This window comes from Sabulicella rubraurantiaca (assembly GCF_017355885.1).
In the GTDB taxonomy this organism is placed as follows: Bacteria; Pseudomonadota; Alphaproteobacteria; order Acetobacterales; family Acetobacteraceae; genus Roseococcus; species Roseococcus rubraurantiacus.
On the sequence record NZ_JAFEUU010000001.1, the window covers coordinates 755095 to 781183 of the forward strand.

Annotated in this window: 25 protein-coding genes, 1 tRNA gene and 1 pseudogene; 22 read left to right on the forward strand and 5 right to left on the reverse strand. The window is 70.0% G+C overall.

Translation table 11 applies throughout. From position 1 onward, the window contains the following. The first annotated feature begins 10 nt into the window (after window positions 1-10). From JTJ31_RS03675 to JTJ31_RS03700, 6 genes are all read left to right on the forward strand, one after another. Window positions 11-967 (forward strand): tripartite tricarboxylate transporter substrate-binding protein, encoded by a 957-nt coding sequence (locus tag JTJ31_RS03675; RefSeq protein WP_207537211.1) that lies wholly within the window; start codon window positions 11-13, stop codon window positions 965-967. Beyond that, window positions 967-2187: a CaiB/BaiF CoA transferase family protein gene (locus JTJ31_RS03680; RefSeq protein WP_207537212.1), complete on the forward strand. Its 1221-nt coding sequence runs from the start codon at window positions 967-969 to the stop codon at window positions 2185-2187. The genes JTJ31_RS03675 and JTJ31_RS03680 overlap by 1 nt, the downstream gene beginning before the upstream one ends. After that, window positions 2184-3578: an amidase gene (locus JTJ31_RS03685; protein ID WP_207537213.1), complete on the forward strand. Its 1395-nt coding sequence runs from the start codon at window positions 2184-2186 to the stop codon at window positions 3576-3578. Before JTJ31_RS03680 ends, JTJ31_RS03685 begins: the two co-directional genes overlap by 4 nt. Window positions 3579-3628: 50 nt before the next feature. Next, entirely contained in the window at window positions 3629-4471 is an 843-nt protein-coding gene (locus tag JTJ31_RS03690; protein ID WP_207537214.1) for a fumarylacetoacetate hydrolase family protein, read from the forward strand. A 29-nt stretch (window positions 4472-4500) separates the two neighbouring features. Beyond that, window positions 4501-4653 carry a hypothetical protein gene (locus JTJ31_RS03695; protein WP_207537215.1) on the forward strand — a complete coding sequence of 51 codons (153 nt, stop codon included), beginning with the start codon at window positions 4501-4503 and terminating at the stop codon, window positions 4651-4653. Between the two features lie 197 nt (window positions 4654-4850). After that, entirely contained in the window at window positions 4851-5831 is a 981-nt protein-coding gene (locus JTJ31_RS03700; RefSeq protein WP_207537216.1) for a tripartite tricarboxylate transporter substrate binding protein, read from the forward strand. 7 nt (window positions 5832-5838) lie between these two features. Here the strand turns inward: JTJ31_RS03700 and JTJ31_RS03705 are convergent, their stop codons facing one another. Next, complete coding sequence (locus JTJ31_RS03705) at window positions 5839-6555, reverse strand: YcbK family protein (RefSeq protein WP_207537217.1); 717 nt, start codon at window positions 6553-6555, stop codon at window positions 5839-5841. 222 nt (window positions 6556-6777) lie between these two features. On the opposite strand from JTJ31_RS03705, the gene JTJ31_RS03710 reads away from it, so the two are divergent. Both JTJ31_RS03710 and JTJ31_RS03715 read left to right on the forward strand, forming a co-directional pair. Next, on the forward strand, window positions 6778-7959 hold the full coding sequence (locus JTJ31_RS03710) for a M20 family metallopeptidase (RefSeq protein WP_207537218.1): 1182 nt from the start codon (window positions 6778-6780) through the stop codon (window positions 7957-7959). A gap of 32 nt (window positions 7960-7991) precedes the next feature. Then, window positions 7992-8861 carry an N-formylglutamate amidohydrolase gene (locus JTJ31_RS03715; protein WP_207537219.1) on the forward strand — a complete coding sequence of 290 codons (870 nt, stop codon included), beginning with the start codon at window positions 7992-7994 and terminating at the stop codon, window positions 8859-8861. Window positions 8862-8907: 46 nt separating this feature from the next. On the opposite strand, the gene JTJ31_RS03720 is transcribed toward JTJ31_RS03715, so the two are convergent. After that, window positions 8908-9609 carry an alpha/beta fold hydrolase gene (locus tag JTJ31_RS03720; RefSeq protein ID WP_207537220.1) on the reverse strand — a complete coding sequence of 234 codons (702 nt, stop codon included), beginning with the start codon at window positions 9607-9609 and terminating at the stop codon, window positions 8908-8910. A 190-nt stretch (window positions 9610-9799) separates the two neighbouring features. Between JTJ31_RS03720 and JTJ31_RS03725 the strand changes: the two genes are divergently transcribed. The 5 genes from JTJ31_RS03725 (at window position 9800) to JTJ31_RS03745 (ending at window position 16180) form a co-directional block, all read left to right on the forward strand. Further along, window positions 9800-11683: a DEAD/DEAH box helicase gene (locus JTJ31_RS03725; RefSeq protein WP_408015372.1), complete on the forward strand. Its 1884-nt coding sequence runs from the start codon at window positions 9800-9802 to the stop codon at window positions 11681-11683. An 87-nt stretch (window positions 11684-11770) separates the two neighbouring features. Further along, window positions 11771-12970, forward strand: a complete 1200-nt coding sequence (locus JTJ31_RS03730) for an acyl-CoA dehydrogenase (RefSeq protein WP_207537222.1) — start codon at window positions 11771-11773, stop codon at window positions 12968-12970. After that, a complete protein-coding gene (locus JTJ31_RS03735; protein ID WP_236019794.1) occupies window positions 12963-14195 on the forward strand; it encodes a class I SAM-dependent RNA methyltransferase in 1233 nt (410 codons plus the stop codon). The genes JTJ31_RS03730 and JTJ31_RS03735 overlap by 8 nt, the downstream gene beginning before the upstream one ends. Window positions 14196-14240: 45 nt before the next feature. Then, a complete protein-coding gene (locus JTJ31_RS03740) occupies window positions 14241-15218 on the forward strand; it encodes an MBL fold metallo-hydrolase (RefSeq protein ID WP_207537223.1) in 978 nt (325 codons plus the stop codon). Then, on the forward strand, window positions 15215-16180 hold the full coding sequence (locus tag JTJ31_RS03745; protein ID WP_207537224.1) for an MBL fold metallo-hydrolase: 966 nt from the start codon (window positions 15215-15217) through the stop codon (window positions 16178-16180). The genes JTJ31_RS03740 and JTJ31_RS03745 overlap by 4 nt, the downstream gene beginning before the upstream one ends. Before the next feature lie 12 nt (window positions 16181-16192). On the opposite strand, the gene moaB is transcribed toward JTJ31_RS03745, so the two are convergent. From moaB to JTJ31_RS03760, 3 genes are all read right to left on the reverse strand, one after another. Next, a complete protein-coding gene (gene moaB / locus JTJ31_RS03750) occupies window positions 16193-16729 on the reverse strand; it encodes a molybdenum cofactor biosynthesis protein B (protein ID WP_207537225.1) in 537 nt (178 codons plus the stop codon). Window positions 16730-16735: 6 nt separating this feature from the next. Next, window positions 16736-18532 carry a lytic transglycosylase domain-containing protein gene (locus tag JTJ31_RS03755; RefSeq protein ID WP_207537226.1) on the reverse strand — a complete coding sequence of 599 codons (1797 nt, stop codon included), beginning with the start codon at window positions 18530-18532 and terminating at the stop codon, window positions 16736-16738. Window positions 18533-18644: 112 nt separating this feature from the next. After that, on the reverse strand, window positions 18645-19427 hold the full coding sequence (locus JTJ31_RS03760) for a uracil-DNA glycosylase (RefSeq protein ID WP_207537227.1): 783 nt from the start codon (window positions 19425-19427) through the stop codon (window positions 18645-18647). 72 nt (window positions 19428-19499) lie between these two features. Here JTJ31_RS03760 and JTJ31_RS03765 point away from each other — a divergent pair, with 72 nt between their 5' ends. The 9 genes and pseudogenes from JTJ31_RS03765 to JTJ31_RS25295 all read left to right on the forward strand — a co-directional run. Then, a complete protein-coding gene (locus JTJ31_RS03765) occupies window positions 19500-21146 on the forward strand; it encodes an electron transfer flavoprotein-ubiquinone oxidoreductase (RefSeq protein WP_236019795.1) in 1647 nt (548 codons plus the stop codon). 5 nt (window positions 21147-21151) lie between these two features. Next, entirely contained in the window at window positions 21152-21541 is a 390-nt protein-coding gene (locus JTJ31_RS03770; protein WP_207537228.1) for a DoxX family protein, read from the forward strand. Continuing rightward, complete coding sequence (locus JTJ31_RS03775) at window positions 21541-21741, forward strand: hypothetical protein (RefSeq protein ID WP_207537229.1); 201 nt, start codon at window positions 21541-21543, stop codon at window positions 21739-21741. The genes JTJ31_RS03770 and JTJ31_RS03775 overlap by 1 nt, the downstream gene beginning before the upstream one ends. Next, on the forward strand, window positions 21738-22346 hold the full coding sequence (locus JTJ31_RS03780; protein WP_207537230.1) for a glutathione S-transferase family protein: 609 nt from the start codon (window positions 21738-21740) through the stop codon (window positions 22344-22346). Before JTJ31_RS03775 ends, JTJ31_RS03780 begins: the two co-directional genes overlap by 4 nt. Then, entirely contained in the window at window positions 22343-22966 is a 624-nt protein-coding gene (locus JTJ31_RS03785) for a class II aldolase/adducin family protein (RefSeq protein ID WP_328805657.1), read from the forward strand. The genes JTJ31_RS03780 and JTJ31_RS03785 overlap by 4 nt, the downstream gene beginning before the upstream one ends. Before the next feature lie 120 nt (window positions 22967-23086). Then, window positions 23087-24787, forward strand: a complete 1701-nt coding sequence (locus JTJ31_RS03790) for a tetratricopeptide repeat protein (RefSeq protein WP_207537232.1) — start codon at window positions 23087-23089, stop codon at window positions 24785-24787. Between the two features lie 3 nt (window positions 24788-24790). Beyond that, window positions 24791-25639: a 4-(cytidine 5'-diphospho)-2-C-methyl-D-erythritol kinase gene (locus tag JTJ31_RS03795; protein ID WP_207537233.1), complete on the forward strand. Its 849-nt coding sequence runs from the start codon at window positions 24791-24793 to the stop codon at window positions 25637-25639. A 47-nt stretch (window positions 25640-25686) separates the two neighbouring features. Then, window positions 25687-25761 (forward strand) — tRNA-Gln (locus JTJ31_RS03800). Between the two features lie 73 nt (window positions 25762-25834). Further along, a pseudogene (locus tag JTJ31_RS25295) lies at window positions 25835-26083 on the forward strand (DUF6538 domain-containing protein); the annotation flags it as partial. Window positions 26084-26089 lie beyond the last annotated feature (6 nt).

Consider the following 26089-nt stretch of genomic DNA (forward strand, 5'->3'; position numbering starts at 1 on the left):
AATCGTCGCCATGCTCCGTCGCCATGCCTTAGCCCTTCTGGGCGCACCCGCCCTGCTGCCAAGCCGCGCCTCGGCCCAGTTCAGCCGGCCCATCCGCATCGTCGTCCCCTTCCCGCCCGGCGGCTCCAACGACGTGATCGCGCGGCCGCTGGCAGACCGGCTGCAGGCGCGGATCGGGCAGCCCGTGGTCATCGAGAACCGCGCCGGCGCGGGCGGTGCCATCGGCGCGAGCCAAGTGGCTCAGGCCGCCGCCGACGGGCACACGCTGATGATCACCTCCTCCTCCTTCGCGGCCTCGGCGGTGGTGCAGCGCACGCCCTACGACGCGCAGACCTCCTTCGAGCCGGTCTCTGTGCTGGCGCGCGCCCCCTTCTTCATCCTGACGAACCTGAACTTCCCGCCGCGCGACGTGCGCGAGCTGATCGAGTACGCGAAGGCCAATCCGGGCAAGGTGGATTTCGGCTCCTCCGGCCCGGGCGGCATTAACCACTTCATCTCCGAGCTTTTCGCGCTGCGCGCGGGAGTCCGGTTGAACCATGTCCCCTATCGCGGGATGCCGCCTGCGGTGACGGATCTCCTCGCCGGGCACATTCAGATGCTGATCACCACCATGGCCAGCGCTTCCGCCCCGGTGCGTGAGAATCGCGTGCGCCTCCTAGCTTACACCGCTCCGGGCGCACCCCCGGGCAGCCCGCCCGCGCCCACGGTGCGCGAGGCGACAGGCCTCGACTACGACGCCGCGATCTGGTGGGGACTCTTCGCGCCGCGCGGCACCCCGCGAGAGGTGGTGCGTGCCATCAATGAGGCGACGCGCACAGCCCTGGCCGATCCGGACCTCACCCGCATCTACCAGGGCGAGGGCGCGATGCCCGCCCCTTCCTCACCGGAGGAATTCGCCGCCTCGCTTGCCGCCGACATCGGCCGTTTCCGCGAGGTCGCGCAGGCCGCGAATATCCGTCTCGACTGATGACGCTCCCACGCAAGGATTTCAACCCGAAGGCGCGCGGCCCGCTGCATGGGCTGCGCATCGTGGACCTGTCGCGCCTCGTCGCCGGCAACACCGCCACCAAGGTGATGGCCGATGCGGGCGCCGAGGTGATCAAGGTCGAGCCTCCCGAGGGCGACACGCTTCGCGCCTGGCGTGTCGAGGGGATCGAGACCTCCTGGAAGACGATCTGCCGCAACAAGCTCTCGGTCTGCGTGAATCTGAAGTCACCCGAAGGCGTCGGCGTGGTGAAGCGCCTCGTCGAGGATGCGGCGATGTTCGTCGAATCTTTCCGGCCTGGAGTGCTGGAAGCGATGGGGCTGGGGCCGGAGGTGCTGCTGGCGCTCAACCCGCGCCTCGTCATCCTGCGCGTCTCGGGCTGGGGCCAGGACGGGCCGTATCGGCACAAGCCGGGCTTCGGCACGCTGGTCGAAGGGTATTCAGGTTTCGCCGCCATCAACGGCTTCGGCGACCGCGAGCCGGTGCTGCCGCCCATGTTCATGGGCGACGCCTATGCGGGGCTGCACGGCGCCGCTGCTGCCATGATTGCCCTGCGCCATGCCGAGGCGACCGGCGAGGGCCAAGTGGTGGATCTGTCGCTCTTCGAGCCGCTCTTCGCGGTGCTGGAGCCGCAGATGGCGAACTGGCGCCTCACGCACCGCAAGAAGCCGCGCACCGGGTCGCGCTCCACAAACACCGCGCCGCGCAATGTCTACAAGACCGGTGATGGAGGCTGGGTCTGCCTCAGCGCCTCCACCCAAGGCATGACGGAGAAGCTATTCCGCGCCATCGACCGCGCCGACCTGATCGCCGATCCGCGCTACTCCACCAATCCGCATCGCGTGCGCAACGCGCCGGAGCTGGATGCGATCATCGGCGAGTTCGTGGGCCGCATGACGCTGTCCGAATGCTGCGACTTCTTCGACAAGGCAGGCGTCACGATCGGCCCCGTGATGGACACGGAACTGCTGGAGCAGGACGGCTACGTGCGCGGCCGCGAGGCGCTGGTCGAGGTGCCAGATGACGAGATGCCCGGCGGCCTCCTCCCCATGACCGGCGAGGTGCCGCGCCTCTCTCGAACGCCCAACATCCTGGCCCGCCCCGCCCCGAGGCTGGGTGAGCACAACGATGCGGTGCTGGCGCCCCTGCTGGGTGAGGCGGAGGTGACGCGGTTGCGCGGGGCGGGCATCCTGCAGGGATGACGCCATCCGATCCCGCCCTGATGACGGCGGAAGACCTTCTCGCCCTCTACGCTCGCCGCGCCCTTTCCCCCGTCGAGGCCCTGAAGGCGGTGATGGAACGGGTGGCGCGGCTCAATCCCTGGGTCAACGCCTTCGCCGCGCTCAACCCGCGCGCCATCCAGCAAGCGGGGGAGAGCGAGGCGCGCTGGATGGCGGGGCGCCCGATCGGCGTGCTGGATGGCGTGCCCTGCACGGTGAAGGACCTTCTGAACCTCGCAGGCTTTCCGACGCGGCGCGGGTCGCGCGCCACCGACGCCACGCCAGCGACGGAGGACGCGCCCGCGGTGATGGGTCTGAAGCGCGAGGGCGCGGTAATCCTCGGCAAGACGACCACCACCGAGTTCGGCTGGAAGACGCCGGGCGATTGTCCGCTGCATGGCATCACCCGCAACCCCTGGAACCGGGAGCGGACGCCGGGTGGATCCTCCTCCGGCGCGGGCGCGGCGGCGGCGGCCAGCTTCGGGCCGCTGCATATCGGAACGGATGCGGGCGGCTCCATCCGCATCCCCGCCGCCTATTGCGGCGTGGTGGGGGTGAAGCCCTCCTTCGGGCGTGTGCCGCAATGGCCGCTCGGCGCCTTCGCCAATGTCGCGGTGGCGGGGCCAATGGCGCGCAGCGTGCGCGACTCGGCGCTGATGCTGAACGCCATGGCGCGCCGCGACCTGCGCGACCCGTTCTGCTTGCCCGCCGAGTCGCGCGACTGGCTCGACGGCATCGAGGCGGGCGTTTCCGGCATGCGAGTCGCCGTGGTTCGCCGCCAGGGCTTCGAAGCGCCGCTGGACCGCGAGGGGATGGAAGCGCTGGACGGCGCCGCCCGTGCCTTCGAGTCACAGGGCGCAATCGTGGAAGAGGCGGAGCCGGACCTGCCCGATATCCGCGCCGTGTTCGGACGGGTCTGGGGCGTCGCCCTGGCAAGGCTGGTCGCCACCCTTCCCAAGGAGAGGCACGCCCTACTCGACCCTGGCATCCTGGAGGTGGCGGAGCGCGAGTCGCGCATGTCGGCCGCCGATTTCCTGGGCGCTGACGCGCTGCGCATCGAGGCGGCGCATGCCATGGCGCGGTTCCACCAACGCTTCGACCTTCTGCTGACACCCTGCACGCCAACGGCCGCCTTCGGCGCGGACCAGCCCACATTGCAGCCGCAGATGGCCTTGTGGCGCGACTGGGCGCCCTGGACCTTCCTGTTCAATTTGAGCCGCCAGCCCGCGATTTCGGTGCCCGTGGGGCTGGATTCCGAGGGGATGCCGCGTGCCGTGCAGGTCGCGGCGGCTCTGTATCGGGATGACCTCGCCTTCCGCGGTGCGCGGGCGCTGGAACTCGGGGTCCGTCATCCCAATGCCCCGGACTTGTAACTGGGCCGTAACCATGCTTCACGCCCCGCCCAGCGGGATGGAGAAGCTGGATGCGGCTGGTCACCTTCGATGACGGCAAGGGCGCACGCCTCGGCGCGATGACGGCCTCCGGGATCCGCGATCTCGGCCCCCGCACCATGCTGGACGCCATCGCCGATTCCTCCGGGCTGCTCGCCGCCTGCGAGAAGGCGCCGCTGGTGACGGAGGCGAAGCTGCTGGCGCCCTTGCCGCGCACGCCGAAGAACATTTTCTGCGTCGGCAAGAACTATCACGAGCACGCGAAGGAATTCGCCGGCTCCGGCTTCGATGGCGGCGCGAAGGACGTGGTACCGCCCTTCCCCGTCGTGTTCTCCAAGCCACACACCTCGATCATCGCGCATGGCGAGCCGATCCTGTCGGCGATGGATCCCACCGGCGGCCTCGACTACGAGGGCGAGCTGGCGGTGGTGATCGGGGTGGGCGGGCGCGGCATCCGCAAGGCGGACGCTCTGTCCCACGTCTTCGGTTACACCATCGTCAACGACGTCACCGCCCGGCACCTGCAGAAGCGCCACAGCCAGTGGATCCTCGGCAAGGGACTGGACAGCTTCTGCCCGATGGGCCCCGCCATCCTCACGGCGGACGAGGTGCCTGACCCTACGGAGCTGACGCTCTCCACATGGATCAACGGGCAGCGGCGGCAGCACGCACCCGTGCGCGATCTCATCTTCGACATTCCCACGCTGATCGAGGCCATCAGCGCCAGCATCACGCTGGAGCCGGGCGACGTGATCGCCACCGGAACCCCGGCGGGCGTGGGCATCGGCTTCGACCCGCCGGTCTTCCTGAAGCCCGGCGATGTGGTGCGGATCGAGGTGCCGGGCATCGGCGTCCTCGAGAACCCGGTCGCCTGACCAGCAGAGCCCCGAGAGGGAGGAAGACAATGCTCCGCATGACGCTCGCCCATGCCGCCCGGCGCCGCCTGCTCGCTTCGCCCCCGCCGCCGCGCTCCGAGTCCCAAGCGCAGCAGCGCCCGGCGACCCCCGCCAAGCCCGCCGAGGCGCAGCGCAAGACCGGCACCAACCAGCGCGGCTGACCGAGGCCGCTTCTTCCCTTGCCGGATTCGGACAGGCATCTTGCCTGTCACGAAGCCGGCGGAAGCGAGGTTGGACGGAAGCGACACGGCGTCGGGCGCCGATGTTTCCCTACCCTCGCCTCGCCGAATGACAACTGCACCAACGCCGTGGACGCGGCCCGCCTGAGCACGGCCGTGAGCCGCTTTGGGAGGGAAGAATGACCAAAGTCCTGATGAATCGCCGTGCCCTCCTGGCCGGCGCCGCCGCGCTTTCTGCGGGCGCCGCGCACGCGCAGGATTTTCCCACCCGCGCTGTCACGATGGTGGTGGGCTTCCCGCCTGGCGGGCAGGCCGACCTCGCAGCGCGACCCGTCGCCGCAGCCATGGAGCGCAATCTGCGCCAGCCCGTCGTGGTACAGAACCGCGCAGGTGCGGCCGGAGCGCTCGGCAATGCCTTTGTCGCCCGTGCCCCCGCAGACGGGCACACGCTGCTGATGGCGCTCTCCTCCCTGGCTGTCATCCCGGAGGCGGAACGCCTCTTCGGCCGGCCCGCGCCTTACGAGGTGAGCCAGTTCGCGCCAATCGGCCTGGTGAACGCCGACCCCACCATGCTCGCCGTGCCAGCCTCTGCGCCCTGGCGTACGCTGGAGGAGTTCGTCGAGGCGGCGAAGGCGCGGCCGGGCGACATTCCGTATGGCTCCTCCGGCGCTTACGGCACGCTGCATGTGGCGATGGAAATGTTCGCGACCGCCGCCGGCATCCGCATGCTCCACGTTCCCTTCCAGGGCGCGGGCCCGGCGATCACGGCCCTGTTGTCCGGCAATATCCAGGCGCTCGCCAGCGCGCCGGGCACGCTCACCCAGCATGTGCAGGGCGGACGGGTGCGCGTCCTGGCCTGCTGGGGTGCGCAGCGCGCCCCCGCCTTTCCGGACGTGCCGACCTTCATGGAGCGCGGCTCCCGCGACGTGGAGTTCTACATCTGGGCCGGGCTGCTCGCCCCCGCCGCCACTCCTGCCCCCATCCAGGCGCGGCTGCGCGACGCCTTCCGCGCCGCCATGCAGGATCCGGAGGCGCTGCGCGCCTTCGAGGCGGCCGGCAGCCCGCCACGCTACATGGATGCGCCGGATTTCGCCCGCTTCCTGGCGGAGGACAGCGCCCGCCTCGTGCGCGCGGTGCAGCGCATCGGGCGGGTGGAGTAGCCGCGCGTCAGCGCAGGTTGAGGATGCGCGGCGCCGGGAAGATGGGGCCGCCCTGCGCCTGGCGCTCCAGCGGCTCGATGACCATCCACTGCCGGCCACGGGCCAGCGTGGTGGGGCCGCCGCGCGCCGGCTCGCGTCCCGCCGGGGCGCGAACTGCGAGGATGGCCTCCGGCTCGGGTCCGCCCGTGCCGCCGTGCCGCTGATCCCAGAAGCGCACCGCACCGGTGTCGAGGTGCATCCAGCCGGAATAGGCGCCCACCCCGCCGGCCCGCATCGCCACCGCCTTCTCGATCGCGGTGCCGAGTCGGCCGGCCGGCAGCCAGATATCCAAGGCGCGGGCCGAGAGATGCTGGCTGCCCGGCACGCCGCCCACCGCCGCGTTGGTGCGGGGGCTGCGGTAGCCGGACAGGACGGAGAATTCGCTCACCCGCGCCTCACGCCCCAATCGCCACAGCAGATCGAGCACGGCGGGATCGAACTGCTTCACCTCACCGGTGCGCCAGTCCCGCATCACCTCCGAGAACTCCTCGATCGCTTTCGGATCGTGCCCCTCCTCGTTGCGGAAGGGGCCGCGGAACCATGCACCGGTGTGCGTGAACTGCACGGCCAGCCGCCGCACCTCGCTTGATGCGGCGGGGCGGCGCGACTGGGCGGCACCAGGATTCGAAAGCAGAAGCGGGGCAGCGCCAGTCAAGCCTGCCAGAATGGCACGTCGTCCGAACAAGAATTCCCCTCCCTCCCGAACATGGCGTGCGGCTGAGATGCCAGGGCTCTGTATCGTCGGAGCGAAGCCAAGTCATCATGCAACGGATTGGAAGGTTGGCGGCCGGCGTTACTTCCGCCCGCTGCGCGCTTTCGCGTCACGATTGGAAGGGCAAGCCGGATGGCGCAGGGGCCGCGATGCGCCTAGGCTCTGTTGCGCAAGGGACAAGGGAAACCGGGACGCATGAACACCGAATCGGCCGAGGCTAAGATCACCGCATGGCTCGCCACGCAGCAGGACGCGATGCTGCGCGTGCTGGAGGCGATGGTGAACACGGATGGCGGCTCCTACGACAAGGCTGGGGTGGACGCCGTCGGCGCGCAGATCCGCGCCTTCTGCGAGGAGCACGGGCTGAAGGTCGAGACGGTGCGCGGCGAGCGCTATGGCGACTGCCTGCGCGCCATCCTGCCGCATGAGGGCCCGGCGAAGTCGCGCGGCAACCAGGCCCAGAACATCGTCCTCATGGGCCATCGCGACACGGTCTTCCCGAAGGGCGAGCCGCAGCGCCGCCCCTTCACCGTGAAGGACGGCAAGGCCTTCGGCCCGGGCGTGGCCGACATGAAGGCGGGCCTCGTGATGAACATGTTCGTCCTCGCTGCCTTCGCGAAATGCGGCGGCGCGCCCGGCCCGCTGGTCGGGCTGTTCACGGGCGACGAGGAGATCGGCTCCCCCGAGGGCCGCGCGGTGATCGAGGAGGAGGCGCGCGGCGCCCGCGTCGTCTTCAACTCGGAGCCGGGCCGGCCGGGGAATGGCGTCGTGACCGGCCGCAAGGGCGGCGTGTTCATGGTCTTCGACATCGAGGGCAAGGCCGCGCATTCGGGCGGCAATTTCGAGGCCGGCATCTCCGCCATTGGCGAGCTGGCGCACAAGATCACCGCCATCCATGCGCTGACCGACCTCAAGCGGGGCATCACCCTCAATGTCGGCTTGGTCAGCGGCGGGCAGAGCGTCAACACCGTGGCGCCACATGCCCAGGGCCAGATCGACCTGCGCTACGTGAACCCCGAGGACCGCGACGAGGTGATGGGCAAGATCGAGGCGATCATCGCCCGCGCCCATGTTCCCGGCACCAAGGCAAAGCTGGCGATCAAGGGCGAGTTCCGCCCGCTGACCCAGGACGCGGCGGCGGCCCGGCTCTTCGACCTCTACCGCTCGGTCAGCGAGGCACCGGTGGAGGGCATGTTCTCCGGCGGTTGCGCCGATTCCGGCTTCACCGCCGACATGGGCGCACCCACCATCTGCGCCGTCGGCCCGGTGGGTGGCAACGCGCACAGCCCCGAGGAGTGGCTCGACGTCTCCACGCTGGTGCCGCGTGCCCAGGCGGCGGCTCGCGCCATCCTCCGCCTCGAAGAAGCCGGGCTGTGACGCAGCGCTGAGCCGGACGTATAGGAGGGGCGATGGACCTGCCGCCAATCGGCGCCGAACTGGCTTTGCCCCCCTTCACCCTGACGCGCCCCGCGCGTCAGGAGGCCCCGGTCGTGCTCGTTTCCGCGCATTCGGGACGCCGCTACCCGACCGAGTTCCTCCAGGCGGCGCGCCTCGACTCCCTCGCCCTGCGCAAGAGCGAGGACGCCTTCGTGGAGGAGCTCCTCGCCGCCGCGCCGGAACTCGGCCTGCCGCTGCTGGCGGCGGAGTTCCCGCGCGCCTTCTGCGACGCGAACCGGGAGCCCTGGGAACTCGACCCGGGCATGTTCGACACGCCACTGCCCCACTGGGTGAACAGCGCCAGCCCCCGCGTCGGGGCAGGCCTCGGCACCATCGCGCGCATCGTCGCCTCGGGCGAGCCGATCTACCGGCGCCGCTTGTCCTTCGAGGAAGCCGAGCGCCGTGTCCGCGACTGCTGGGAACCGTTCCACGCCGCCCTGCTCGCGCTGATCGGCGAGACGCAGGCGCGCTTCGGCTCCTGCCTCGTCCTCGATTGCCACTCCATGCCGAGCCAGGCCCTGCCCGGAATGCCGGTGCCCGAGATCGTGCTGGGCGACGCGCATGGCACCGCCGCCAACCCGCGCGCCGTGCGCCAGGTCGAGATGTCGCTCCAGCGCCTCGGCTTCCGGGTTCGCCGCAATGACCCCTACGCGGGGGGCTACATCACGCGCCGCTACGGCCGCCCGCGCGAGGCGGTGCACGTGGTGCAGATCGAGCTCGCGCGCTCCCTCTACATGGATGAGGGGCGGATCGAACGCAGCAAGGGCTTCGCCGCGATGCAGGCGCGCCTGACGGGCTTTCTCGGCGAGATGGCGGAGTCCGATTGGACCATGCTGCGCTGACGCCAGATCGGCTGGCACTCAGGACCGATGTTTGTCCCGCCTGCCGTCAGACGCGGCCTAGCCACTCCCTGAGCGCGGCGCCCGATGCCTCGGGGTCCTCCAGCGTCGGCAAGTGCCCGCACCCGGCGAAGCGGCGAAGCACGGCGCCCGGGATGGCGGCCGCCATCTCCTCCGCCAGTTCGGGCGGCGTAAGCACATCGGCCTCCCCCACCCCGACCAGTGCCGGCACGGCGATATGTGGGAGGAGCGGTCGCGAATCCTCCCGCCCCATGATGGCGCGCTGCTGGCGCAGGAAGGCCTCGGCGCCGACGCGGGCGGCCATTTCCTTCACCTCCTCGGCAAGGGGGGTGTCGAGGCGCGAGGGATGCACGAGTTGCGGCAGGAGGCGCGGCGTGACGCCGCGAAACTGGCCGCGCTGCGACAGGGCGATCAGGTCGACGCGCTTGCGCTTCGCCTCCTCCGTGTCGGGCCGGGCTGAGGTGTCGAGCAGCGCAAGCGCGGCAACGCGTGGCCCGGCTTGGCGCATCACCTCCAGCGCGACATAGCCGCCCATCGACAGGCCGGCGACGGCGAAGCGCTCCGCGCCCTCGACCAGCGCGAGGGCGCGCCGCGCCATCCCTGTCATTGTCTCGTCCTGCGTCAAGTCGGCCACGACAGGCGCGGCGATGCCTTTGACGGCACCTAGGCAGTCGCGCCACAGGCGCGAATCGCAAAGCAGCCCAGGGAGCAGGAGAAGCGGAATGGCCATGCCCTGGGCATAGATGCCCTGGGGAAACCCCGCAAATCCCCCGGCAGCGCTTGCTTTTCCGGTGGCGCGAGCGCATATGCGCGCTGTTCGCAGACGAGGGCGGCCTGACCGCCCGCTCGGTCGCGCGCCTTTTTCCTGGCCTCAGGCCTGGCAGGCGACGCGGCCCCGCAAGGCGCTAGGAAGCCCAGACTTGACCGAAACTACCGAGAACACCCCGGCCGCCACGGCTGCGGAGACCCTCACCGAAGGCCCCACCCGCACGCCGGTGACGCCCGACTCCCTGCCCGAGCATGCCCGCGAGGGCGAGCCCGTTGTGGACGGGGCCGAACCTGCCGAGACGCCTGACTCCCTGCCGGAAGTCGATCGCTCCACGGACCCGCTGACGGGTCCGGATGACGGCAGCGAGGCCGATGCCCGCATCGACGAGCGCCGCGCCGAAGCAGAGCCGGTGGCCGAAACCGAAGTCGAGGCCGAAGCAGTCGACGAGGCCGAGGCGCCGCGTGCCATCTTCTCTGACCTCGGCCTGTCCGAGAAGCTGCTCCGTGCGGTCGAGGAGGCGGGCTACAAGCACCCGACCCCGATCCAGGAGCAGGCCATCCCCATCGTCCTGATGGGCCGCGACGTGCTGGGCTGCGCCCAGACCGGCACGGGCAAGACGGCGTCCTTCACCCTACCGATGATGGACATCCTGGCCGGTTCCCGCGCCAAGGCCCGCATGCCGCGCTCCCTGATCCTTGAGCCGACGCGCGAGCTGGCGCTGCAGGTGGCCGAGCAGTTCGTGAAGTACGGCAAGTATCTGGGCCTGACCCATGCGCTGCTCATCGGCGGCGAGAGCATGGACGACCAGAAGGCCGCGCTGGAGAAGGGCGTGGACGTGCTGATCGCCACGCCGGGCCGGCTGCTGGACCTGTTCGACCGCGGCCGCATCCTGATGGCGGATTGCAAGCTGCTGGTGATCGACGAGGCGGACCGCATGCTGGACATGGGGTTCATTCCCGATGTCGAGCGCATCGTCTCCATCATCCCGGCACTGCGGCAGACGCTTTTCTTCTCGGCGACCATGGCGCCGGAGATCCGCCGCCTCGCCGATGCCTTCCTTCGCAACCCGAAGGAGATCACGGTCAGCCGTCCGGCGACGGTCGCGACCACCATCACCACCGGGCTGCTCTACGTTCCGGAGATGGACAAGCGCGAGGCGCTGCGCCGCCTGATCCGGCGTGAGCAGGTGCAGAACGCCCTCATCTTCTGCAACCGTAAACGCGACGTAGACATCCTCTACAAGTCGCTCAAGAAGCACGGTTTCTCGGTCGGCGCGCTGCATGGCGACATGGACCAGTCGTCCCGCTTCGCCACTTTGAACGCCTTCAAGGCGAATGAGATCCGGCTGCTGGTCTGCTCGGATGTCGCGGCACGCGGCCTCGACATCGGCGGACTTTCTCACGTCTTCAACTTTGATGTGCCTTTCCACTCTGAGGACTATGTCCATCGCATCGGCCGTACCGGCCGCGCGGGGCGCGAGGGCCACGCCTACACGCTGGCGACGCCGGAGGACGGCAAGCTCGTGCAGGCGGTCGAGAAACTGACCGGCGCGCCCATCCCCCGCATGGAGATTGAGGGGATGGAGCCCGTCACCGACGAGGAAATCGCCGAGGCCATGACCCGCAAGCGCGGCGGGCGCGGCAGCCGGGCCGATGCCGGGCGCGGCGAGCGCTCGGGCGGCAGGGACCGCGGTGGCCGCGGCCGCGAGCGCGACCGCGAGGATCGCCCGCGCCGCGCCTCCTCCGTCGAGGAGGTGACGGAGGAGCGTCCGCGCCGCGAGGATCGCGACCGCCGGCGCGACGAGCGCCCGCGCCGCGAGGAAGCCCGCCGGGACGAGCAGCCGCGTCGCGAGGAGCCGCGCCGTGACCGGGAGCGCGACGACCACCGCCGCCGCGACCGCGACGATCTGGGCCCGCCGGTGCGCGGCTTCGGAGATGAGGTGCCGGCCTTCATGCTGATTCCCATCCCGCGCCCGCGGAAGCCGCGCGCGGAGACGGCCCCCGCCCCCGAGGGCGACGCGGCCGAGGCCGCCTGATTTCCAGCCCGCCCGGGCCGCATGGCTCGGGCGACTGACAAGGGCGGGGCGCGCGCGCTAAACAGCGTCCCCAGGAGGATCATTCCCATGAACGTCGTCACGCCGGCCAAGACCAGGCATGCCCCCTTCCAGTGGGAGGACGCGCTGCTGCTCGACGAGCAGCTGACCGAGGATGAGCGGATGATCCGCGACGCCGCGCGGGCCTTCTGCCAGGACCGGCTGATGCCCGGCGTGCTCATGGCCAACCGGACCGAGACCTTCGACCGGTCCATCATGAACGCCTTCGGCGAGCAGGGCTTCCTTGGCGCGACGCTGGAAGGCTATGGCTGCGCCGGCGTGTCCTACGTCGCCTACGGGCTGATGGCGCGCGAGGTAGAGCGGGTGGATAGCGGCTACCGCTCCGCCTTCTCCGTGCAGTCCAGCCTCGTGATGTATCCCATCCACGCCTTTGGCTCCGAGGCGCAGAAGCAGAAGTTCCTGCCCATGCTGCGCACCGGCGAATGGGTGGGCTGCTTCGGCCTGACCGAGCCCGATGCCGGCTCCGACCCCTCCTCCATGCGGACGCGGGCGAAGAAGGTGGATGGCGGCTGGCTGGTCTCCGGCTCCAAGACCTGGATCACCAACTCCCCCATCGCCGATGTATGCCTCGTCTGGGCCAAGACCGACGAGGGTGAGCTGAACGGCTTCCTGCTCGAGCGCGGGATGAAGGGCCTCACCACGCCCAAGATCGAGGGCAAGTTCAGCCTTCGCCCCTCCGTCACCGGCATGATCATGATGGATGAGGTCTTCGTGCCGGAGGAGAACCGCCTGCCGGGCGTGCGCTCCCTGGCTGGCCCTTTCTCCTGCCTCAACCGCGCCCGTTACGGCATCGCGTGGGGCGTGCTGGGCGCCGCCGAGTTCTGCATGCACGCCGCGCGCGACTACACGCTGAATCGCAAGATGTTCAACAAGCCGCTGGCGCAGACGCAGCTGATCCAGAAGAAGCTGGCGGACATGGAGACCGAGATCACGCTCGGCCTCCAGGCAGCGCTGCGCGTCGGCCGCCTGTTCGACGAGGGCAAGGCCGCGCCGGAGATGATCTCCCTCATCAAGCGCAACAATTGCGGCAAGGCGCTCGACATCGCGCGGGTCAGCCGCGACATGCACGGCGGCAACGGCATCGTGGACGAGTATCACGTGATCCGGCACGTCATGAACCTCGAGACGGTGAACACCTACGAGGGCACGCATGACGTGCATGCGCTGATCCTCGGCCGCGCGATCACTGGTCTGAACGCCTTTGGCTGAACCGGTCGAAACCACGATCGAGGCGATGGGGGCCGGGGGCGATGGGATCGCCCCCGGCCCTCTCTTCATTCCCTGGACGCTGCCCGGAGAGCGGGTGCGCGCCACACCGGGCGCCAAGGGGCGCGGGCGGCTGGAGGAGGTGCTTGCCCCCTCGCCCGATCGCGTCGCACCGCCCTGCGCGCATTTCGGACCTTGCGGCGGCTGCGCCCTCCAGCACTGGTCGCTCGACGCCTATGCCGGGTGGAAGCGCTCGCGCTTGGTCGAGGCGCTGTCGCGCGCCGGCTTCCCGGACGCGCCTGTCGCGCCCGCCTTCGTCACGCCGCGCAACTCGCGCCGCCGCGCCGATTGGGGGCTGGAGCGGCAGTCGGATGGCTCGGTCGCCATCGGCTTCCACGAGCGCCACGGCACCGCCCTGGTGCCCATGCGCGAATGCCACATCCTCCGCCCCGAACTGGTCGCGCTGCTCGGGCCGCTGGCGGCGGCGCTGCGCGGGCTGGAAGGGCTGCGGCGCCTCGGCACGGTCGTGGTGAACTGGCTCGACACCGGCGCCGACATCCGGCTCGACACGGATGGCCCACTGACCGAGGGCGACCGCCGCCGCCTCGCTGCCTTTGCGGCGGAGCAAGGCATCCCGCGCATCGCCTGGCGGAACGAGGTCGCGGCCCAGCGCGGTGCCGTTGCCATCACCCTCGCCGGCGTTTCCGTCGCCCCACCTCCCGGCGCTTTCCTCCAGGCCACGCCCGAGGGCGAGGCGGCGATCATCGCCGCCGTCCTGGCTGCCCTGCCCGCCAAGCTGCCTCCCCGCGCCCGCCTCGCCGATCTTTATGCAGGGATCGGCACGCTGTCCTTCCCACTGGCGTCGCGCGGCGTTGTGGATGCCTTTGAAGGCGACACCCCTGCGGCCGAGGCGCTGAAGCGCGCCTCGGGCGGCGGGCGGGTCCGGGCACAGCGTCGCGACCTCGTTCGCCAGCCCTTGCTGCCGGCGGAGCTCAAGCCCTACGCCGCCGTGGTGCTGGACCCGCCCTTCAACGGCGCCGCGGACCAAGTTGCGCAGATCGCCCGCTCGACCACCAAGCGGGTCATCTACGTCTCCTGCAATCCGACGGCCTTGTCCCGAGACGGCGCGGCGTTGCGGGCGGCCGGGTTCAGGGTCGAATCGGCGGTCCCGGTGGACCAGTTCCTCTGGTCCCCCCACCTCGAATCCGTCGTTGCCTTTATCCGGTGACTTCCTATTTGCTGGGCCGAACCCAGCATGGGAGGGATCCGTCCAATGAGCACCCATCGCCGCGGCCTCTTCGCGGGCAGCGCGGCCATCGCCTCGGCCATGGCATTGCCCGCCGCCGCGCAGAATGCGCAGACCGGCAACACGCCAGCCGCCCAGGCGCAGGCCCCCGGCTTTTACCGATTCAAGGTCGGCAACCTCACCGTCACCACGGTGCATGACGGGTTCTTCCGGCGCCCGGTGGAAGGCTTCGTCCGCAACGCCCCGGCATCCGAGGTGCGGGAGGTGTTGGCGGACAGCTTCATGCCGCCCGACACCCTGACCGTCCCCTTCACCGTCACCTTCGTCGAGACGCCACGCGGCCTCGTCGTGTTCGACACCGGCACGGGCGGGCAGGCAGCGCCGACGGCCGGGCAGCTGGCCACGAATCTCCGCGCTGCCGGGCTGGATCTCGGCCAGGTGCGGGCCGTGGTGATCTCCCACTTCCACGGCGACCACATCACCGGCCTCACCACCGCCCAGAACGAGCCCGTCTTCCCGCAGGCCGAGATCTTCGTGCCGGCCGCCGAATGGGCGTGGTGGACGGATGAGGGCAATCAGACCCGCTCGCCGGAAGGCCAGCGCGGCAACTTCGCCAACACGGCGCGGCGCTTCGGCCCGTATCGCGACCGAATCCGGCAGGTGCAGGACGGTGCGGAGGTGCTGCCCGGCATCCGCGCCATTTCCGCGCCTGGCCACACGCCGGGCCACACCTGCTATCACGTCAGCGACGGCGACGCGCAGATGATTTTCCTGGCCGACGTGACCAACCGGCCTGAGCTGATGATGCCGCGTCCGGACTGGCAGATCGTCTTCGACTTCGACCCGGAAATGGCAGTCCAGACCCGACGCCGCATGCTGGACCGCGTGGCGACGGACCGCATCCGCGTCACCGGCTACCACTTCCCCTTCCCGGCGAATGGCTATGTCACGCGCCAGGACCAGGGCTTCCGCTTCGTTCCCGCCGATTGGACGACCGCGCTATGAGCCGACGCCTCCTCCTCGCCGCGCCCGCCCTGCTGCTGGCGCATCGTGCGGTCGCCCAAGGCTCCGCCCCGGCGGCGCAGCCCGCCCCGACCTCGCCCGGCTTCTACCGGTTCCGCCTGGGCGAGTTCTCGGTCACGACGCTGCATGACGGTTTCGTGCGCCGCCCCAACGCCCTCCAGGGCCTGGTGACGAATGCGCCCGCCGAGCAGGTGCGGGCGACGCTGGACGAGGTGGCGCTGCCGGCACAGAACCTCGTGAATCCCTACGTCATCACGACGCTCCGGACGCCGCGCGGTGTGGTGTTCTTCGATGCCGGAACCGGCGCTGGACAGTTGGCCCCCGGCACCGGGCAGTTGCCGCGCAGCATGGCGGCCGCCGGCATCCAGCCCGACGAGGTGACGCTCGTCGTCGTCTCGCATTTCCACGGCGACCACATCACCGGCCTTACCACCGCCGAGAACCGCCCCTTCTTCCCCAATGCCGAGGTCGCAGTCCCCGCGACGGAATGGGCGTGGTGGAGCGACGAGGCGAACCGCAATCGCTCGCCCGAGTTCCAGCGCGGCAATTTTGCGAACACGGCGCGTCGCTTCGCCCCGCTGCGGGAGCGCATGCGCACCTTCGAGGATGGGGCCGAGGTGGCGCCGGGCATCCGCGCCATCGCGACTTACGGTCACACGCCCGGCCACACCGCCTTCCATGTCACCAGCGGCAACGAGCAGATGTTCGTGACCGCGGACACGGCCGGGCGCCCGGAACTCTTCCTGCGGCACCCGAACTGGCATTCTGTCTTCGACTTCGATGGCGCCATGGCCACGGAAAGCCGCAACCGCCTGTTCGGCCGCATCGCTGAGGAGCGGGCACGGATCTGCGCCTACCACTTCAACTTCCCCGGCACGGGCTACGTCACCCGGCAGGGCGACGGGTTCCGCTTCGTGCCGGCGGACTGGTCGAGCGCGACCTGAACGGAGGGGCGTTTAGCCCTTCAAATGCTCCTGCAGCCTCGGCATCAGCTCGACGAGGTTGCAGGGGCGGTGCCGTGCATCCAGCTGCCAGCGCAGGATGTCATCCCACCCATCCTTGCAGGCGCCGGTGCTGCCCGGCAGCGCGAAGAGGTAGGTGCCACCCGCGACGCCACCAATGGCGCGAGACTGCATGGTGGAAGTGCCGATCTTCGCGAAGCTGATTATGCGGAACAACTCGCCGAAGCCCTCGATCTCCTTTTCGAGGACGCGGGCGAAGGCCTCGGGCGTCACGTCGCGGCCGGTGATGCCGGTGCCGCCCGTGGAGATGACGCAATCCACTTCCGGGTCTGCGATCCAGCCGCGCAGCTTTGCCTCGATCAGGTCCGCCTCGTCCCGCACGATGTCGCGGGCAGCGAGCACGTGCCCTGCCTCCTCGATCCGGGCGGCGAGCGTGTCGCCGGAGCGGTCGGTGGAGAGATCGCGCGTGTCACTCACCGTCAGAACGGCGATGTTGACCGGGATGAAGCGGCGCGACTCGTCGATGGGCATGGGGCTTTAATTGCCCCTCTGCGGCCTCGCCCGCAACATCGCCGTGACCGCCTCCGGTCCCTGGAACTCGGGGAACTGCCCGCCCGCGATGGCGTCCAGGCTCGGCGAGGGCAGTCCCAGCCGGTTCGCGTAGATCCACGAAAAGGTGAGGACGCGCTGCACGTAGTGGCGCGTTTCGTTGATCGGGATGCTCTCGATGAACAGCAGCGGGTCGGAACGATGGCGTTGCGCCGGCATCCAGCGCTGGAGATTGCCCGGCCCGGCATTGTAGGCGGCGAGGATGCGGATCAGGTCGCCTCCGGTCGCCTCGTGCCGGGCAAGGTAGTGGATGTAGCGCTGGCCGATTTCCAGCGAGAAGCCGGGCTCGTGCAGCCGGTTCATCCGCTCCCCGCGCAGGGACGGGTCGTTCGCGACATAGGAGGCGGTGGCCGGCATGATCTGCAGCAGGCCCCGCGCCCCGGCCGGGCTGACGGCGCTCGGGTCGAAGCGGCTTTCCTGCAGGGCGATGGCGTAGATCAGCGACGGGTCCATGCGGAACCCGTTCGCCGGCAGCAAGGTCGGCAGCGGGAAGCGCGAGGTGTCGCGTCCGCGTGAATCCTCGCCCTGTGCCGCGTTGGCGACGGCGGTGGTGACGCTCGCCAGGCCGGCCTGCTGCGCGACGGAAAGGATCCCCTGCACCACCGGCCGGTTGTTGCGCGCCCGCCGATGCAGGAGGCGCAGCTCCGCCTCCGCGCGCTCGGTCTGGCCAACCTGCAACAGGGCGAGGGCGCGCCACCCACCTGCGGTCTCGGCAATGGCGGCGGCGTGGGTTTCGCCGGCAACGTCCCGCTCCCAGACCAGCCCGGGCGGCAGGCCCAGCGTGCGGCGCGCTATCATGCCGTAGAAGGTGCGTGGCTCCTGCGCGGCCTGGAGCATCCAGGGCACATACTGCGTCGGCCTCCGCGCCCGCACCGCGGAGCGTGCCGTCCAGTAGGCAGCAGAGGCCCGCAGCGCCGGCGCCGCCGAGTCGGCCCGCGCGGCCCGCTCGAAGGAGGAATAGGCGAGGTCCCAGCGCTCCAGTGCCCAGGCGCTCAGTCCGACCTGGAAGGCCGCGAGCGCGTGGCCGGGGACGCTTCGCAGCGCATCCTGCGCGAGGCGCAGCGCCTGCTCATCCTTGCCTTGCTGGAACAGGGTCTGCGCCGCCTCGGCCTTGAGCTCCGCCGCATAGGCGGGGGTGAGGCCACGGGTCCTCCCGAGATGCGAGAGGATCGCATCCACGTTGCCCTCGGCGGCGCGCGCCGCGACGGTGCGGTCCAGCGCCGGGTTCCGGACAAAGCTTTCGGGTCCGGAGGTGCGCTCCTCCGGCATCTCTGCGAGACTTGGCAGTTCCGGCTGCTGCGGGGGTGGTGGCGCCGAGGCGCCACGCGGCAGGCTGGCGACCAGCGTGTCATGGATGGCCGGCGCGTCGGGATGATCGGAGAAATCCGACAGCCAGGCCTGTAGCTCCGGAGCTCCTCCCTGCCCGCGCAGGAGTCGGTCGGCGAGGAGATGGCCCATCAGGCGCCGGTCCTCAAGCCGCTCTGCCTCACGGGAAGCGGCGGCGAAGTCGCCGCGGCCTTGCGCCTCGAAGGCCCGGCGCATCCGTGCAGCGTCGAGGGCGGTCATGGGCTGGGGAAGCCCGGTGGTGGTCCGCGTCCGGCCCTGGGAAGGGGCGGTCTGGTCTTGGGCCCGCTGCGCGGTGGCCGGGGAAAGCCCGGCGCCGAAAAACGCCACCAGGCTCAAAACGGCCAGGCGACGGCGGGCCATGGGGCAGAGCGCGCTCATGGTCCTCTTGCCCTACACAGGGGTCCCGTCCCCATGCAAGAGTTAACCCGGGCTTAACGTCCAATATCGGGCAGAAAAATCCCACTTTCGCATGGCAACCCCAAAGGCAGGGTCAAATCGCCACATTATCGCCATCATTCAGCCTGCGCTGCAACGCCAGCAAGTCACGCCACGCATCACGCTTGGCGAGCGGATTTCTCAACAGATACGCAGGGTGCAAAGTGGGGAGAACAGGAATGACTTCGCCTTGACTTGACGTGAACTTCTGCCACTTGCCGCGCAGCCGTGTAATTCCTTCGCGCGTCTGAAGAAGCCCCTTGGCGGAAACGCCGCCCGCGAGCACCAGCAGGCGCGGCCGGGCCAGGGCGATGTGCCGATGCAGGAAGGGCATGAACAGCGCCACCTCCGCATCGCTCGGCGTGCGATTCCCTGGCGGCCGGTAGGGGAGGATGTTGGTGATGTAGAGGTTCGTTTGGCGCGACAGGCCGATCGTCGCCATCATGCGGTCCATCAGCCGTCCCGACACGCCCACGAAGGGTCGGCCGATGCGATCCTCGTCGGCGCCCGGAGCCTCGCCGATCACCATCACCGGCGCGCCGGGCACGCCATCGGCGAAGACGAGCTGGCTGGCGGTTTCGCGCAGCGGACTGCCCTCGAAGCGCGCCATGGCCTCACGCAGCTCCTCCAGCGACGTGGCGCCGGCCGCAAGCTCGACCGCCATGCCGCCCGGCGGGCGCAGCACGGCGAGGGTCGGGCGTGGCGAGGCTTGGGTTTGCGTCGGTTCGGGCGGCGGGACGTCACGGCGCTGCGGCTCCGCCAGGATCGCCTCATCGGCGCCCATGGCGGCCTGCCAGGACAAGGCGGCCAGCAGGGCCTGTCGGGTCGCGTCCTCCATCTTCCCCCTTCTACCGCGCCGCGCCGCTTCGCGTTAGGTTCCGCCGCAGCATTCATGGGGAAAAGCCGGGACATGAGCGAGAATCACGAGGAGGCGATGGCCGAAGAGCGCGAGGCCATGGAGTTCGACGTGCTCATCGTCGGTGCCGGGCCCGCCGGCCTCGCCGCGGCGATCCGGCTGAAGCAGCTTTCGCCTGATGCCAGCGTCTGCGTGGTGGAGAAGGGCGGCGAGGTCGGCGCGCATATCCTCTCGGGCGCCGTGCTGGAGCCGCGCGCGCTGGATGAGCTGATCCCCGATTGGCGTGACGATCCCCCTGCCCTCGCCACCCCAGCGGGCGAGGACCGCTTCATGCTGCTGACCGCGACGCGGGCCTTCAAGCTGCCCACGCCGCCGAGCATGAACAACCACGGCAACTACATCGTCTCGCTTGGCAACGTCGTGCGCTGGCTCGGCGCCAAGGCCGAGGCGCTGGGCGTCGAGATCTATCCTGGCTTCGCCGCCTCCGAGACGATCATCGAGGATGGGCAGGTCAAGGGCGTCGTCGCCGGCGTCATGGGCATCGAGAAGGACGGCACCAAGGGCGGCAACTACCAGCCCGGCATGGAGCTGCGCGCCACCTACACGCTCTTCGCCGAAGGGTGCCGCGGCTCGCTCACCAAGCGCCTTTTCGAGACCTACAAGCTGCGCGAGGGCGTGGCGCCGCAGACCTACGCGCTCGGCATCAAGGAACTTTGGGAGATCCCCAAGGAGAAGCACCAGCCCGGCCTCATCTGGCATTCGGTGGGCTGGCCCCTGCCCTCCGACACCTATGGCGGGTCCTGGCTCTACATGCTGGGCGAGAACCTCGTTTCCATCGGCTTCGTCATCGGGCTCGACTACCCGAACCCGTGGCTCTCGCCCTTCGACGAGTTCCAGCGCTTCAAGCACCACCCCGCCGTGAAGGCGATGCTGGAGGGCGGCAAGCGCATCTCCTACGGCGCCCGCGCGCTGAACGAGGGCGGGTTCCAGGCCATCCCGAAGCTGGTCTTCCCCGGCGGCGCGCTGATCGGCGACGCGGCGGGCTTCCTGAACGTGCCCAAGATCAAGGGCACCCACACCGCGATGAAGAGCGGCATGGTGGCGGCCGAGGCGATCGCCGAGGCGCTGGAGTCGAAGCCGGCCGTGCTCGATGCTTATCCGGCCAAGCTGGAGGCGTCCTGGGTGTGGTCGGAGCTTCGCTCCGTCCGCAACATCCGCTCCGGCTTCGGCAAGTTCGGCTTCTGGGGCGGCATGGCCAACGCCGCCCTCGACACCTACCTGTTCCGCGGCCGCGCGCCCTGGACCATGACGCACCACCAGGACCACGAGACGCTGCGCCGCGCCGATGACGCGCCGCGCATCGACTACCCCAAGCCCGATGGCGTGCTGTCCTTCGACCGCCTCTCCTCCGTGTTCCTGTCGAACACCAACCATGAGGAGAACCAGCCCGCCCACCTGGTCCTGAAGGACCCCAGCCGCTGGCTGCCCGAGAACTGGGAGAAGTACCGCTCGCCCGAAAGCCGCTACTGCCCGGCGGGGGTGTACGAGGCGGTGGGCGTCGAGGAGGGCGAGCCGCGCCTCGTGATCAACGCGCAGAACTGCGTTCATTGCAAAACCTGCGACATCAAAGACCCGACGCAGAACATCGACTGGCGCACACCGGAAGGCGCCGGTGGGCCGAATTATCCTGGAGGGATGTGACCTGAATGCGTGACTTCGCGACCCGCGCGCAGCCCTGGCTGCTTTCTGCCCTGCGGATCATGGCCGCGCTGCTGCTGATGCAGCACGGTATGCAGAAGATCCTGGGCTGGCCGCCCTCGCCGCGGCCCGCGCCTGAACTTCTGAGCCAGTACTGGTTTGCCGGCATCCTGGAGTTCGGTGGCGGCGCGCTGCTCGCCCTCGGCCTGTTCACGCGGCCGGTGGCGTTCGTGCTCGCGGGGCTGATGGCCTTCGCCTACTTCCTTGGCCATGCGCCGCGCGGCTTCCTTCCGATCCTGAATGGCGGGAACCTCGCGATCCTCTACTGCTTCGTCTTCCTGTATCTCTCGGCCGCGGGCGGCGGGCCGCTTTCGCTCGACGCGGCGCGGCGTCGCTGATGCCACTCCTTGCCCTGCTTCGCCAGGGCATGGTGCTGTCTCTGGGTTGGGTGGTGGCGGCGGCGCTGGTGCTCCGCCACCACGGCTTCCCCTGGGCGCTGCTGCTCCTGGTGATCTGGGCCGCGCTGCTCATCCGCTTCCAGCGCGCCACCGTGGCCCATGCGCGCAGCATCGCGGCGCTCGACAAGGAAAACACATGATCCGCATCCATGGTACCGCGCGCTCTCGCGCCTTCCGCTGCATCTGGGCCGCAGAGGAGGCGAAGCTTCCCTATGAACTGGTGGACACCGGCTTCGGCGCCGCGCTGCGCTCGGCCGACCATCTGCGCGTGAATCCGAACGGAAAGATTCCGGCGCTGGAGGATGGTGACCTCGTCCTTTTCGAGAGCCTCGCCATCAACCTGCACCTCGCCCGCCGCTCCGGCCAACCGCTGATGCCGGAAGGCGACGACGAAAGCCGCGTGCTGCAATGGACGCTCTGGGCCGCGACGGAAGTCGAGCCGGCGGCGATGCAGTGGGCCTACCACACCTATCTCCGCCCCGAAGGCGAGCGTGATGCCGGCCAGGCGGCCCAGGGCGCGTCCGGGCTGGGCGCGAGGCTGGACGTCCTGGAATCGCATCTGGAAGGTCGGCCGCACCTGCTCGGCGAGGCCTTCACCATCGCGGACTGCAATCTCGCCGGCGTGCTTTACGGCGCTTGGTCCAACCGCTTCGACTTCGGTGGCCACACGCGCAGCCGCGCTTGGCTGGAGCGATGCTTCAACCGCCCGGCTGCCCAGGCGGCGAGAAAGCTGCGCGAAGGGTGAGCGGCTCCCTGGTCGCGGCGGCCCGGCGTCTGGACGCGCTGGGCTTCATGCCCTCGAAGTCGGGAAATCTCTCGGTCCGCACGCCGCGCGGCTTCCGCATCACCCCGGCCGGCCTTCCCTATGCGGAGCTGAGCGAAGACGATCTCGTCGAATGCGATGCCGATGGGGTGCCGTTCAACGGTCGGCGGCGGCCTTCCTCCGAATGGCGCCTCCACGCGACGCTCTACGCGGCACGGCCGGAGGTGGAGGCGGTGGTCCACACCCATTCGCCCTGCGCCACGGCCCTGTCCTGCGCGCGGCAGTCCATCCCACCCTTCCACTACATGATCCTGTCGGCCGGCGGGACCGACATCCCATGCGCGCGCCATGCCACCTTCGGCACGGAGGACTTGGCGGTCGAAGCGGCCGTGGCCCTGGTCGGACGCCGAGCATGCCTGCTGGCGAATCACGGCGTGGTCGCTGTCGGGGCGAGCCTTTCCGCCGCCGAGACCCTGGCCAGGGAAGTGGAAAACCTCGCCTCGCAATATCTCTCGCTTCTCGCCGCGGGGCTCCAGCCCGTGCTATTGGATGAGACGGAACTGCACGAGGCGAGTGCGCAATTCGCCAGCTACGGGCGCTGAAGTTGCGCAACCGCGCCCCAGGCCGACCTGTTGCATTCTTGCACGAAAGCGACGGTTCTTGTGGCCGCCGCGCAACGGGGGTTCTGTGCGATGCAGGAGGTTCCTGCTAGACCGGGGCGCATGGCCGGAAGCCCCTTTTGCCGCGCGGCTTTGCTGGCCGTCACCTTGTTCGCGACATCTGCCGCTGGAGTGGATGTGCCGGGCAGCGATGCCTCGCTTCGCCCGCCCGCCCCGGGCAATCCCAGCAATGTCTTCGGCGCCTTCCTGGCCGGGCGCTTCGCCGCCGACGAGCTGGACACGCGAACCGCCGCCGACAGCCTCCTCTCTGCCCTGCGCGCCGAGCCGGACCAGCCGGAGCTGCTGCAGCGCGCCTTCCTGGCAGCGTTGCTGGACGGCCGGCCCGAGGCGCTGCGCCTCGCGCGCCGCCTGCCGGACAACCTCGCATCGCAGCTCGTCCTCATGGGCAGCGACGTGATGGGAGGGCGCTTCGACCGCGCCGAGTCCCGCGCGCGTGCCCTGCCGCGTCAGGGCGCGATTCAGGCGCTGCAGCCGGTCATCATTGCCTGGACCCTGGCCGGACGCGGCCAGTGGGGCGAGGCCTTGGCCCTCCTTCGCCCACAGGCGGAAAGCGGACGGTTCCGCGCGCTCAACGCGCTGCACGCCGCGCTGATCGCCGATCTGGGCAATCGTCCACGCGACGCGGAGCGCTACGTGCGCCTCGCCCTCGCCGACCAGCCGGAGCCGACGCTGCGCCTGTCGCTGCTCGCCGCTTCCATCCTCCACCGCACCGGCAAGCAGGCCGAGGCGGCTCGGCTGCTGGACCGGCTAGCCGAAGGTCATGACGAGCTGGCGCTGGCGGCGCTGGAACCCGCGCGCTCGCACGTTCTGGCTGCGCGAGGCATCACTTCGCCCGCGGAAGGGATCGCCGAGGCGTATGTTGCGCTGGGGGCGGCGCTGCGCGGCCAGGGGCTGGAGGAGATGTCGACCCTCCTCGCCCGACTGGCGCTGCGCATCCGGCCTGGCTTCGCCCCCGCCCTGCTCCTGCTCGGTGATCAGTTCGCGGAGGCGGAGCAGTTCGAGGCCGGACTGGAAATCCTCGCGGCGATCCCCGCCAACGACCCCCTCGCCCCTGCCGTCGCGCTGCGCCGCGCCGGGCTGCTGGACCGTCTGGACCGTCTGGCCGAGGCGGAGCAGATCATCCGCGAGGTGATGGAGATTCTCCCGGACCCGCCGCAGCCCCGTATTCGCCTGGGCGACATCCTTCGCCGTCGCTCCCGCTTCGCCGAGGCGGCGGTGGCCTATGACGGTGCGATCGAACGCCTAGGAGTGCCTCGCGGCTATGACTGGCCGCTCTTCTATGCCCGCGGCATCGCGCGCGAGCGCTCGGGCAACTGGCCCGGCGCAGAGGCAGATTTCCTCTACGCGCTCGAACTCACGCCCGAGCAGCCCTACGTGCTGAATTACCTCGGCTATTCCTGGGCCGACCAGGGCGTAAACCTGGACCGTGCGCGCGCCATGCTGGAGCGCGCGGTGGAGCTTCGCCCCCAGGACGGCAACATCGCCGACAGCCTGGGCTGGGTGCTGTTCCGCCTTGGAGACCACTCGGGGGCGATCCAGTGGCTGGAGAAGGCGGTCGAGCTGGAACCGCGCAGCGGCACAATCAACGACCATCTTGGTGATGCCTATTGGGGCGTGGGTCGCGAGGCCGAGGCACGCTTCCAGTGGCGCCGCGCCCTCACCATGGATAACGAGCCGGACGAGGCCGAGAAGATCGAGCTGAAGCTGCGCGACGGCCTGCCCCGGCCTGCCCGCCAGGACTGAGCCGTGTCGCTGCGCGAGGCCGCACCGGCCAAGGTCAATCTGTTCCTGCACGTCACTGGGCAGCGCGCGGACGGCTATCACCTGCTCGACAGCCTTGCCGTGTTCGGCCCTGCCGCCGATGAGCTGCGCGGCGAAAGTGCTACGGGCCTTTCCCTTCGCGTCAAGGGGCCGTTCGCCGCCGCCTTGGCTGGGGAGGCGGACAACCTCGTGCTTCGCGCGGCACACGCCCTGGCGGAGCGTGGCGGCGTATCGCCTCGCGCCGCCCTCACGCTGGTGAAGCGTCTTCCCGTCGCTTCGGGGATCGGCGGCGGCTCAGCCGATGCAGCCGCTGCGCTTCGCCTCCTGAACCGCGCCTGGGGTCTGTCACTCGACGAAGCGGAACTGCGCGAGATCGCCCTGCCACTGGGCGCCGACATCCCAGTCTGCCTCGCCTCGCGCCCAGCGCGCATGGGGGGCGTCGGCGAGGTGATCACCGAGGCGCCCCGCCTGCCGCCCTGCGGTTTGCTGCTGGTGAACCCTGGCGTTACGCTGCCGACGCCGGTGGTGTTCCGTGCCCGCACAGGCGGGTTCAGCCACCCGGCCTCACTGCCTGCCGCTTGGCCCAACGCCGCCGCCATGGCCGCGGAACTGGCGCATCTCAGTAACGACCTGGAGGCGCCAGCCGTCGCGCTGCGTCCGCCCATTGGAGAGGTGCTGTCGGCACTGCGCACCCTGCCCGGCTGCCTGCTGGCACGCATGAGCGGATCAGGCGCGACCTGCTTTGGCCTGTTCGCGACGGCGGACAAAGCCCGCGCCGCCTGCGCTTCCCTTCCTGCCACGTGGTGGCGAGAAGGCGGCGCCCTGACCGGCTGACCCCCGGTTCCAGTGGCTGAACTTCTGCCTTATAGGGAGGCGCCGGCTGGGGCGTAGCCAAGCGGTAAGGCAGCGGTTTTTGGTACCGCCATTCCCAGGTTCGAATCCTGGCGCCCCAACCAAGACCGGACGGATTCCCAAGGAAATCAGGAGCTTCACGGCGGGCGTGGCCCGAACCGGAGGCTGCCAGATCCCATGGTCCCCACTCGTGGTCCCCAGGATGGTCCCCATCCGCCCTGCATTCCCCCTCCACCAGTTACCCGGCGAGCAGGGCGGGCGCCCGCCCACCTCCTCCTCCGCCCCGGGGGCTACACGTGGCGCCGGCGCCTTCCAGCCCCGCGCGACGCGCCCCACGGTGGCATGGCGAAACGGCATGAGATCCGGCTATCTCTGAGGACGGGGAGCCTCGCCCAGGCGCGCGGCCTTGCCCTGCAACTCGACGCCCGGTTT

Coding starts and splice junctions, on each gene's coding strand:
- JTJ31_RS03710 (WP_207537218.1), top strand. CDS start 6,778: ATGAACACCGAATCGGCCGAGGCTAAGATCACCGCATGGCTCGCCACG.
- moaB (WP_207537225.1), bottom strand. CDS start 16,729: ATGCCCATCGACGAGTCGCGCCGCTTCATCCCGGTCAACATCGCCGTT.
- JTJ31_RS03715 (WP_207537219.1), top strand. CDS start 7,992: ATGGACCTGCCGCCAATCGGCGCCGAACTGGCTTTGCCCCCCTTCACC.
- JTJ31_RS03775 (WP_207537229.1), top strand. CDS start 21,541: ATGCCACTCCTTGCCCTGCTTCGCCAGGGCATGGTGCTGTCTCTGGGT.
- JTJ31_RS03755 (WP_207537226.1), bottom strand. CDS start 18,532: ATGAGCGCGCTCTGCCCCATGGCCCGCCGTCGCCTGGCCGTTTTGAGC.
- JTJ31_RS03680 (WP_207537212.1), top strand. CDS start 967: ATGACGCTCCCACGCAAGGATTTCAACCCGAAGGCGCGCGGCCCGCTG.
- JTJ31_RS03760 (WP_207537227.1), bottom strand. CDS start 19,427: ATGGAGGACGCGACCCGACAGGCCCTGCTGGCCGCCTTGTCCTGGCAG.
- JTJ31_RS03675 (WP_207537211.1), top strand. CDS start 11: ATGCTCCGTCGCCATGCCTTAGCCCTTCTGGGCGCACCCGCCCTGCTG.
- JTJ31_RS03730 (WP_207537222.1), top strand. CDS start 11,771: ATGAACGTCGTCACGCCGGCCAAGACCAGGCATGCCCCCTTCCAGTGG.
- JTJ31_RS03720 (WP_207537220.1), bottom strand. CDS start 9,609: ATGGCCATTCCGCTTCTCCTGCTCCCTGGGCTGCTTTGCGATTCGCGC.
- JTJ31_RS03765 (WP_236019795.1), top strand. CDS start 19,500: ATGAGCGAGAATCACGAGGAGGCGATGGCCGAAGAGCGCGAGGCCATG.
- JTJ31_RS03745 (WP_207537224.1), top strand. CDS start 15,215: ATGAGCCGACGCCTCCTCCTCGCCGCGCCCGCCCTGCTGCTGGCGCAT.
- JTJ31_RS03690 (WP_207537214.1), top strand. CDS start 3,629: ATGCGGCTGGTCACCTTCGATGACGGCAAGGGCGCACGCCTCGGCGCG.
- JTJ31_RS03790 (WP_207537232.1), top strand. CDS start 23,087: ATGGCCGGAAGCCCCTTTTGCCGCGCGGCTTTGCTGGCCGTCACCTTG.
- JTJ31_RS03740 (WP_207537223.1), top strand. CDS start 14,241: ATGAGCACCCATCGCCGCGGCCTCTTCGCGGGCAGCGCGGCCATCGCC.
- JTJ31_RS03695 (WP_207537215.1), top strand. CDS start 4,501: ATGCTCCGCATGACGCTCGCCCATGCCGCCCGGCGCCGCCTGCTCGCT.
- JTJ31_RS03700 (WP_207537216.1), top strand. CDS start 4,851: ATGACCAAAGTCCTGATGAATCGCCGTGCCCTCCTGGCCGGCGCCGCC.
- JTJ31_RS03685 (WP_207537213.1), top strand. CDS start 2,184: ATGACGCCATCCGATCCCGCCCTGATGACGGCGGAAGACCTTCTCGCC.
- JTJ31_RS03780 (WP_207537230.1), top strand. CDS start 21,738: ATGATCCGCATCCATGGTACCGCGCGCTCTCGCGCCTTCCGCTGCATC.
- JTJ31_RS03770 (WP_207537228.1), top strand. CDS start 21,152: ATGCGTGACTTCGCGACCCGCGCGCAGCCCTGGCTGCTTTCTGCCCTG.